Source organism: Jatrophihabitans sp., from assembly GCF_051960575.1.
GTDB lineage: Bacteria > Actinomycetota > Actinomycetes > Mycobacteriales > Jatrophihabitantaceae > JBQCEE01.
The window spans coordinates 1-8,658 of the sequence record NZ_JBQCEE010000077.1; the positions used below are offsets into that span (position 1 = coordinate 1).

An 8,658-nucleotide genomic window follows, 5' to 3' on the forward strand; every position below is an offset into this window, starting at 1 on the left:
CCGACGTCGAGCGAGTCGTCCAGGCCGAACTTGTGCTTGAGGCTGATCGCGAAGGCGCAGACGAAGCCCGCGATGAAGCCGATGAACAGCGAGCCGAACGGGCTCACCCAGCCGGCACAGGGCGTGATCGCGACCAGACCGGCGACGGCGCCGGACGCCGCACCCAGCGCGGTCGACTTCCCGTACCGCAGCTTCTCGGCCAGGATCCAGCCGAGCAGCGCGGTGGCGGTGGCGGTGTTGGTGTTCATCCACGCGGCACTCGCGACGCCGTCGGCGGCGAGCTCGGAACCGGCGTTGAAGCCGAACCAGCCGAACCACAGCAGGCCGGCGCCGAGCAGGACGAACGGGATGTTGTGGCCGCGCATCTGCTCCTTCGGGAAGCCCTTGCGCTTGCCGAGCAGGAAGGCCATGGCCAGGCCCGCCGCGCCGGCGTTGATGTGCACGACCGTGCCGCCCGCGAAGTCCTGGGCGAAGAAGTGCCCGCCGGGCTCGATGAGCGACCGGTTCAGCCAGCCGTAGCCGGTGAAGACCCAGTGCGCGACGGGCGCGTAGATGACGATCGACCAGATGGTCACGAAGGCCACGAACGGCCCGAAGCGCCAGCGGTCGGCGGTCGAGCCGGTGATCAGGGCCGGCGTGATGATCGCGAAGGTGAGCTGGAAGGCCACGAAGCAGGCGGTGGGCACCACCTGGAACGAGCCGAGTGCCGGCACCCAGTCGCCGAGGTTCTGCATGAACGCGAAGTGCGTGTCGCCGAGATACTTCCCGGTGCCGCCGAAGGCCCAGCTGAAGCCGATGACCACCCAGGTGACGCTGACGACGGCGATCGTCGCGAAGTTCTGCATGAGCATCGCGAGCGAGTGCTTCGCGCGCACCATGCCGCCGTAGAAGAACGCGAGCGCCGGCGTCATGAGCAGCACCAGCGAGGCCGAGGTCAGAATCCAGGCCGTGTGGCCGGAATTCGTCTGCGCGGTGCCGGCGCACGCGCTGCCCTTGCTGTCCAGCGCGTTGACCGGCACGTAGGTCAGCTTCGACGGGTCCGGACATCCGGGTGCCGGCGCTGACGCCAGCAGGGTGTGCACCATCAAGAGGTGGGACACAGGCTCTCCTTGCCTCGAACGGAGCGCAGCGGGAGTCGCGCGCGCTGGCGCTCAGATTCAGGTGATCCTGTTTCCGCATCCGTTACGCGATGTTTCGCACGCGTAACACCGTCAGACTGGGACGCACACCACGACGATCCGGGTGATCGCGTTGTCCGGGATGTCGTATCCGACCCGGATCACCCGGTAGGGCGTACCCGCGAGCAGTACGTTCTCGTCGACCCGCGGGACGAACGCGGGGGTGGCGACCCGCGCCAGTTCGGCGTCGAACTCGTCGACGAACACCAGCTGCACCGGGTCGCGGAACATCGTCGTCAGGGCCACGGGGCGATGCTGTCACGGGCCGGGCGCCGAACGCTGAGCCACGGTGCGCGGGTGGGGCGCGGCGGCCGTACCCTGCTCGCGTGGAGACCTGGTACGACTACCGCACCGTGTGGGCGAAGCACCCGCTGCTCGCCGTCTACGCGGGCATCGTCGTCGTGGTCTTCGTGCTCGGGATCATCGGCACGTTCGTCACCCGGAACGCCCTCGCCGTCTGTTTCGTGCCCGCCCTCGCCGGCGCCTACGTGCACCACCTGATGGTGCAGAAGCGCCTGCGGTAAACGGGCTTGACCCTCTCGTGACGGGAGGGTGCATCGTCGTCGGCATGGACGACACGGAGGCGCTGACCGTCGGCGAGGTCGCTGCGCGCACCGGCGTGTCGGTGCGCGCACTGCACCACTACGACGAGATCGGACTGCTGACGCCGTCGGCCCGCTCGGCGTCGGGCTACCGGCTCTACACCGCGGCCGACCTCGACCGCCTGCACGCGATCCTCGTGCACCGGGCGCTCGACTTCGGGCTCGCAGACATCGCTGCGATGCTCGCCGACCCCGACGAGGGCACCGACGAACGGCTGCGCCGACAGCACCGACTGCTGCGTCAGCGCATCGACCGCCAGCAGGCGTTGCTGGCGGCACTGGAACACCTGATGGAGGCACGCGCCATGGGCGACCCACTCAGCCCCGAGGAACAGTTCGAGATCTTCGGGACGACCGACCTCGCCGAGCGGCAGGCAGAGGCCGACAGCCGCTGGGGCGACACCGACGCCTGGACCGAATCGAACCGGCGCACCGCGCGGTACGGGAAGGACGACTGGCTGGAGATCAAGGCGGACGCGCAGGCGACCGTCGAGGCGTTCGCCGCGGTCAAGCGGGACGGACAGCCCGCCGACGGCCCGACGGCGACCGCGCTCGCCGAGGAGCACCGCGCGCACATCGAGCGTTGGTTCTACCCCTGCTCGCACGACCTGCACCGCGGTCTTGCGGAGCTCTACGTGAGCGACGAACGGTTCGCCGCGAACTACGACGGCGTCGAACCCGGGCTGGCGGCGTACGTCCGCGCCGCGATCATCGCGAACGCCGACGCCCACCCGGCCGCGCCCTGACCGGACGGCCGGTGCGGTGTCCGGACGTCAGCGGGCGGCGTCGCGGCCGGCGACGAACGCCCGGACGCACGCCTCGACGTCGTCGGCGCTGTGGGCCGCCGACAGCTGGACGCGGATGCGGGCGAGCCCCTTCGGCACGACCGGGTAGCTGAAGGCGATGACGTAGACGCCGTGGGCGAGCATCTTTTCGGCGATCCGGCCCGCGAGCACGGCGTCGCCGAACATCACCGGCACGATCGGGTGGTCGCCGTCGAGGATCGAGAAACCCTCCTCGGTCATCCGCCGGCGGAACAGCGCGGTGTTGTCGCGCAGCCGCTGCCGCAGGTCGGCGCCGTGCACGCAGAGGTCGAGCGCGGCGAGCGAGCCCGCGACCACCGCGGGCGCGACGGCGTTCGAGAACAGGTACGGACGCGACCGCTGCCGCAGTAGCTCGACGATCTCGCGGCGGCCGGAGATGTACCCGCCACTCGCCCCGCCGAGGGCCTTGCCGAGCGTGCCGGACACGACGTCGACGCGGTCCTGCACCCCGAAGTGCTCGGGCGTGCCGCCGCCGTGCTCGCCGAGGACGCCGACGGCGTGCGAGTCGTCGACCATCACCAGCGCGCCGTACTGCTCGGCGAGGTCGCAGATGTCCGGCAACGGGGCGAGGTAGCCGTCCATCGAGAAGACGCCGTCGGTGACGACCAGCGTGCGCCGGGCACCCGCGTCGGCCGCGGCGGCGAGCTGGGCCTGCAGGTCGGCGAGATCCCGGTTGCGATACCGGTAGCGCTGCGCCTTGCACAGCCGCACGCCGTCGATGATCGAGGCGTGGTTGAGCTCGTCGCTGATGACCGCGTCGCGCTCGTCCAGCAGCACCTCGAACAGGCCGCCGTTGGCGTCGAAGCAGGACGAGTAGAGGATCGTCGCCTCGGTGCCGAGCAGGTCGGCGATGCGCGTCTCGAGCTCGGCGTGCTGGGTCTGCGTGCCGCAAATGAACCGCACGCTGGCCATGCCGAAGCCCCACTCGTGCAGCGCCGCCGTCGCGGCGGCGAGCACGTCGGGGTGGTCGGCGAGGCCGAGGTAGTTGTTGGCGCAGAAGTTCAGCACGTCGACGTCGTTGGTGCGCACGTGGCTGGACTGCGGCGAGGCCAACTGGCGCTCGTGCTTGTAGAGCCCGGCGTCCTTGATCTCGTCGAGGGTCGCGCGCAGGTCGTCGCCGATCGTGTACATCAGAACTCCGTCCAGTCGAGTACGACCTTGCCGCACTGCCCGCCGCGGGCCGTGGCGAAGGCCTCGGCCCAGTCGCCGGCGGCGAAGCGGTGGGTGATGACGCCCTCGATCGACAGCCCCGACCGCAGCATCGCGCTCATCGCGTACCAGGTCTCGAACATCTCGCGGCCGTAGATGCCCTTGATGGTGATCATGTGGGTGACGACGCGTCCCCAGTCGATCTCGATCGGCGCCGACGGCAGGCCCAGCATCGCGATGCGCCCGCCGTGGTTCAGGTTCGTGATCACGTCCGGCAGCGCCGCCGGGTGGCCGCTCATCTCGAGGGCGACGTCGAAGCCCTCGACCATGCCGAGCCGGTGCTGCGCGTCGGCGATGCGGTCGCGGCTCACGTCCAGCGCGAGGTCGACGCCCATCGACCCGGCCAGCCCGAGCCGGTACGGCGAGACGTCGGTGATCACGACGTACCTCGCGCCGACGTGCCGGCACACGGCCGCGGCCATGAGCCCGATCGGCCCGGCGCCGGTGATGAGCACATCCTCGCCGACGAGCGGGAACGACAGCGCGGTGTGCACCGCGTTGCCGAACGGGTCGAAGATCGCGCCGAGGTCCGGGTCGATCCGCTCGTGGTGCACCCAGACGTTGGTCTCGGGCAGCACGACGTACTCGGCGAAGGCGCCGTCGCGGTTGACACCGACGCTGGACGTGCGGATGCACAGGTGCCGCCGGCCGGCACGGCAGTTGCGGCAGGTGCCGCAGACGACATGTCCCTCCGCCGACACCAGGTCGCCGGGACGCACGTCGTGCACCGCGTCGCCGACGGCCACCACCTCGCCGCAGCACTCGTGGCCGGGGATGAGGGGCGCGTCCACGGCACCGGCCGCCCACGCGTCCCACGACTCGATGTGCAGGTCGGTGCCGCAGATGCCGGTGCGCAGCACCCGGATCTTCACCTCGGTCGGCCCGGGCTCGGGCTCGGGACGATCGGTGAGCTCGAACCCCGGCGCGGCGCTGCGCTTGTAGAGGGCCTTCACGCCCCCGACCCTATGCCTGCCGCGATCAGTCCCCGAGCAGCGCGTCGACGAAGGTCTCGGGCTCGAACGGCGCCAGGTCGTCGGCGCCCTCGCCGAGGCCGACCAGCTTCACCGGCACACCGAGTTCGCGCTGCACCGAGATGACGATGCCGCCCTTCGCGGTGCCGTCCAGCTTGGTGAGGACGATGCCGGTGACGTCGACGACGTCGGTGAAGACGCGGGCCTGCGTGAGGCCGTTCTGGCCCGTCGTGGCGTCCAGCACGAGCAGCGTCTCGTCGACCGGGCCCTGCTTCTCGACGACGCGCTTGACCTTGCCGAGCTCGTCCATGAGCCCGACCTTCGTGTGCAGGCGGCCCGCGGTGTCGATGAGCACGGTGTCGACCTTGGCCTCGGTGCCCTGCCGCACGGCGTCGAACGCCACGGACGCGGGGTCGCCGCCCTCGGGGCCGCGCACGGTCTCGGCGCCGACACGCGAGCCCCAGGTCTGCAGCTGATCGGCCGCCGCGGCACGGAAGGTGTCCGCCGCGCCGAGCAGCACGGTGCGGCCGTCGGCGACGAGCACGCGGGCGAGCTTGCCGCACGTGGTCGTCTTGCCGGTGCCGTTGACGCCCACGACCATGACGACGGCCGGACGCTCGCCGCTCGGCGTGGCGTGCAGGGTGCGGTCCATCTCCGGCTGCAGCGCGGTGACCAGCTCGTCGGCGAGCAGCGCCCGCAGCTCACCCTGCGAGCGCGTGCCGAGCACCTTGGTGCGGGTGCGCAGGCGCTCGACGATCTCCGTCGTCGCCGTGACGCCGACGTCGGCGGTCAGCAGGGTCTCCTCGACCTCGTCCCACGCGTCGTCGTCGAGATTCTCGCGCGACAGCACCGACAGCAGCCCGCGGCCGAGCGTCGACTGCGAGCGGGCGAGCCGGGCGCGCAGGCGCACCAGGCGGCGGGCGGTGGGCGCGATGCCGTCGCGCCGCGCCCGCCCGGCCGGCCGCTCGACCGTCGCGGCGGTGGCCCCGCCGGACGGCCCGGTGTCTGCGGGGACGTCGACGACGGTGCCCACCATGCGGGTCGGGGTGTCCCGGGGTGGCTCGGCGTCGTCACCGAGGTTGGGTTCGGCGGGCGGGGCGGCCGGCGCGGGGAACCGCGATCCGCGGCGCGGCACGACGAGCGCGACGGCCAGCAGGATCGCGAGCACCACGACGGCGATCGCGATGTAGAGGTAGACCACGGGTCCATCCTGTCAGCCGGACGTCACCGCCCGGGCGACGCCATCAGGTGGTGCTGATCAGGCCACCCTGCTGCCAGACGCCCCACGGCACGTTCCAGTCGCCGTAGCCGTCACCGAGCTGCATGCGCGGACCGTTGGCGTTCGGGTACTCGATCGGGTCACCGATCTGCAGGAAATGGAACAGCTTCTCGGCATCGGCCGGCAGCAGGTTGGTGCAGCCGTTGGACGTGTCCACGCCGCTCTCGATGTTGCCGATGTTCCACGGCGCCGCGTGCAGGTACTCGCCGTCGTAGGTGAGCCGCTGGTCGAACTTGATGCCGCACTCGTAGTAGCTGCCGTTGGTGTCGTGCATGCAGGTGGTCGGCACCTGCTCCATGATCACCTTGATGCCGCTGCGGGTGCGGGTCTGGTTCGCGCCCAGCGACACCGGGAAGGTGCCGTACGGCTTGCCGTCATTGGTGATCTTCAGGGTGTGCGGGCTGCCCGAGTCGTCGACGGTGCCGAGGTGCTGGGCGCCGATGAAGAAGTCGAGGGTGAGGCTGTTGTCGAAGACGTAGTCGCCGCCGCCGGACACCCCCTTCATGGGCAGGTCGACGTGCACCTTCGAGTGCGGCGTCCAGTAGTGCTCGGGACGCCAGTGCCCCTCGACCGGGTAGCCCTTGTTCGCGTCCGAGCCCTCGAAGTACCAGGCGCCGACCTGCGGCTGGCCGTTCACCGTGACCTTCGTGGCGGCCGCGAAGTCCTTCGCGCTCGCGATGCGGTGCTGGAAGTAGACGATGATCGGCATGGCGACGCCGTAGGTCGCGCCGTCGGCGTTCAGCGTCTTGATGTGCACCATGACCTTCGGCTTCGGCGGGGGCGTCGAGGTCGAGGGCGCCGTCGAGGTCGGAGCGCTGCTGGTGTCGGTGGTCGACGTCGCGGACGTCGAGGTGCCCGAGGTCGTGGCCGTGCCGCCCGAACTGCTGGACGAACAGGCGCTGAGCACCAGCACCAGGCTCACGAACACGGCGGACAGCGCGGCAACGCGGCTGCGGGTCGGCTTCGTCACCCGACCAACCTAGGTGACAGATCGACATGCGGGCCAGCACGCCTCGGGCGGGTCACAGCGCGAGTCGGGTCTCGATGGCAGCTGTCAGGCGCTCTCGGAGCCCGCGGGCCCGTCGGTGCCACCGTCGCGCAGCCGCTGGCTGATCACCTGGGTGACGCCGTCGCCGCGCATGGTGACGCCGTAGAGCGCGTCGGCGATCTCCATCGTCCGCTTCTGGTGGGTGATCTGGATGATCTGGCTGGTCGAGCGCAGCTGGTTGATCAGCTCGAGCAGCCGGCCCAGGTTGGTGTCGTCCAGGGCCGCCTCGATCTCGTCCATGACGTAGAACGGGCTGGGACGCGCGCGGAAGATCGCGACGAGCAGGGCGACGGCCACGAGCGAGCGTTCGCCGCCGGAGAGCAGTGACAGCCGCTTCACCTTCTTGCCCGGCGGCCGGGCCTCGACCTCGATGCCGGTGAGCAGCATGTCGTCGGGGTCGGTGAGCACGAGGCGCCCGTCGCCGCCCGGGAACAGCGTCGCGAACACGACCTCGAACTCGCGCGCCACGTCGTGGTAGGCCGCGGTGAAGACCTCGAGGATGCGGTCGTCGACCTCCTTCACCACGGTGAGCAGGTCGCGGCGGGTGGCCTTGAGGTCCTCGAGCTGGGTGGACAGGAACTGGTGTCGTTCCTCGAGCGCCGCGAACTCCTCGAGGGCGAGCGGGTTGACCTTGCCGAGCAGCGCGAGATCGCGCTCGGCGCGGGCCGCCCGCTTCTCCTGGGTCGCGCGGTCGAACGGGCCGGGCTGCGGCGCGCTCACCGACTCGCCCCGATCCTTGGCCTGCTCGTACTCGTGCATCTCGATCGCCGACGGCGGGCACGGCTGGTCGGGGCCGTACTCGGCGATGAGCGCGTCGATCTCGACACCGAACTCGTCGACGGCCCGCGTCTCGAGCTGCTCGATCCGCAGCCGTTGCTCGGCCCGCACCATCTCGTCGCGGTGCACCGCGTCGGTGAGCTGGGCCAGCGTGCCTGCGAGTTCGCGCACGCCTGCGCGAACGGTCACCAGCTCGGCCTCGTGTGCCGCGCGAGTCTGCTGCACCTCGTCGCGGCGCCGGGCGGCCGCGTCGAGCGAGACCTGCAAGTACTGCAACGTCTGTTGAGCCGCGGCATGCACGCTGCGGGCAACGGCGGCACCGCGGGCACGCGCCTCGCGCGCCTGCTGCGCCTTGAGCCGGACGGCCCGCTCGACCTCGGCGGCGCGCAGCAGCTGGTCGGCGCGGCCGTGCACCGCCCGCACCCGCTCCTCACCGGTGCGCACCGCGAGCCTGGCGTCCATCTCGGACTGCCGGGCCTCGGCGACCGCGGCGTGCAGCGCGTCGCGCTCGGCGGTGTCGGGCTCGGTCGTCTCGTCGGTGCTCGCCTCGGCCAGCCGCAAGCGCTCCTCGAGCTCGGTGAGCCCGGCCAGGGCACGGTCGCGCGCCTCGGCCGCGGCCTCGCGTGCCTCGGCCAGGCGGGCGGCCTCGGCGCGCGCCGACCGTGCGGCCTGACCGAGCTGGGCGAGCCGCTCGGCGACGGCGTTGAGGCGCGCGTCCGACTCGTTCAGCGCCTCGAGCGCGGTGTCGACCTGCTGCTGCAGCACGCCCT

8 protein-coding genes and 1 pseudogene are annotated in these 8,658 nt (G+C 71.2%); 2 read left to right on the forward strand and 7 right to left on the reverse strand.

The window, feature by feature from the left end; genetic code table 11:
• Positions 1-1,100, reverse strand: a 1,100-nt coding sequence (locus tag ACTHMS_RS03940; protein WP_440305367.1) for an ammonium transporter, incomplete at its 3' end; no start/stop codon positions are given.
• A 111-nt stretch (positions 1,101-1,211) separates the two neighbouring features.
• Positions 1,212-1,424: a hypothetical protein gene (locus ACTHMS_RS03945; protein WP_440305368.1), complete on the reverse strand. Its 213-nt coding sequence runs from the start codon at positions 1,422-1,424 to the stop codon at positions 1,212-1,214.
• 80 nt (positions 1,425-1,504) lie between these two features.
• Here ACTHMS_RS03945 and ACTHMS_RS03950 point away from each other — a divergent pair, with 80 nt between their 5' ends.
• Positions 1,505-1,702 (forward strand): hypothetical protein, encoded by a 198-nt coding sequence (locus tag ACTHMS_RS03950; protein ID WP_440305369.1) that lies wholly within the window; start codon positions 1,505-1,507, stop codon positions 1,700-1,702.
• A gap of 44 nt (positions 1,703-1,746) precedes the next feature.
• Positions 1,747-2,526 carry a MerR family transcriptional regulator gene (locus ACTHMS_RS03955; protein ID WP_440305370.1) on the forward strand — a complete coding sequence of 260 codons (780 nt, stop codon included), beginning with the start codon at positions 1,747-1,749 and terminating at the stop codon, positions 2,524-2,526.
• Positions 2,527-2,553: 27 nt separating this feature from the next.
• Here the strand turns inward: ACTHMS_RS03955 and ACTHMS_RS03960 are convergent, their stop codons facing one another.
• From ACTHMS_RS03960 to ACTHMS_RS03980, 5 genes and pseudogenes are all read right to left on the reverse strand, one after another.
• Positions 2,554-3,735: a glycine C-acetyltransferase gene (locus tag ACTHMS_RS03960; protein ID WP_440305371.1), complete on the reverse strand. Its 1,182-nt coding sequence runs from the start codon at positions 3,733-3,735 to the stop codon at positions 2,554-2,556.
• Positions 3,735-4,766 (reverse strand): L-threonine 3-dehydrogenase, encoded by a 1,032-nt coding sequence (gene tdh / locus ACTHMS_RS03965; protein WP_440305372.1) that lies wholly within the window; start codon positions 4,764-4,766, stop codon positions 3,735-3,737. The genes ACTHMS_RS03960 and tdh overlap by 1 nt, the downstream gene beginning before the upstream one ends.
• Before the next feature lie 25 nt (positions 4,767-4,791).
• The gene (gene ftsY, locus ACTHMS_RS03970; protein ID WP_440305373.1) at positions 4,792-5,985 is read right to left on the reverse strand and encodes a signal recognition particle-docking protein FtsY; all 1,194 of its coding nucleotides are present in this window, start codon (positions 5,983-5,985) and stop codon (positions 4,792-4,794) included.
• 43 nt (positions 5,986-6,028) lie between these two features.
• Positions 6,029-7,033 (reverse strand): L,D-transpeptidase, encoded by a 1,005-nt coding sequence (locus ACTHMS_RS03975; RefSeq protein ID WP_440305374.1) that lies wholly within the window; start codon positions 7,031-7,033, stop codon positions 6,029-6,031.
• Positions 7,034-7,117: 84 nt separating this feature from the next.
• A pseudogene (locus ACTHMS_RS03980) lies at positions 7,118-8,658 on the reverse strand (chromosome segregation protein SMC); the annotation flags it as partial.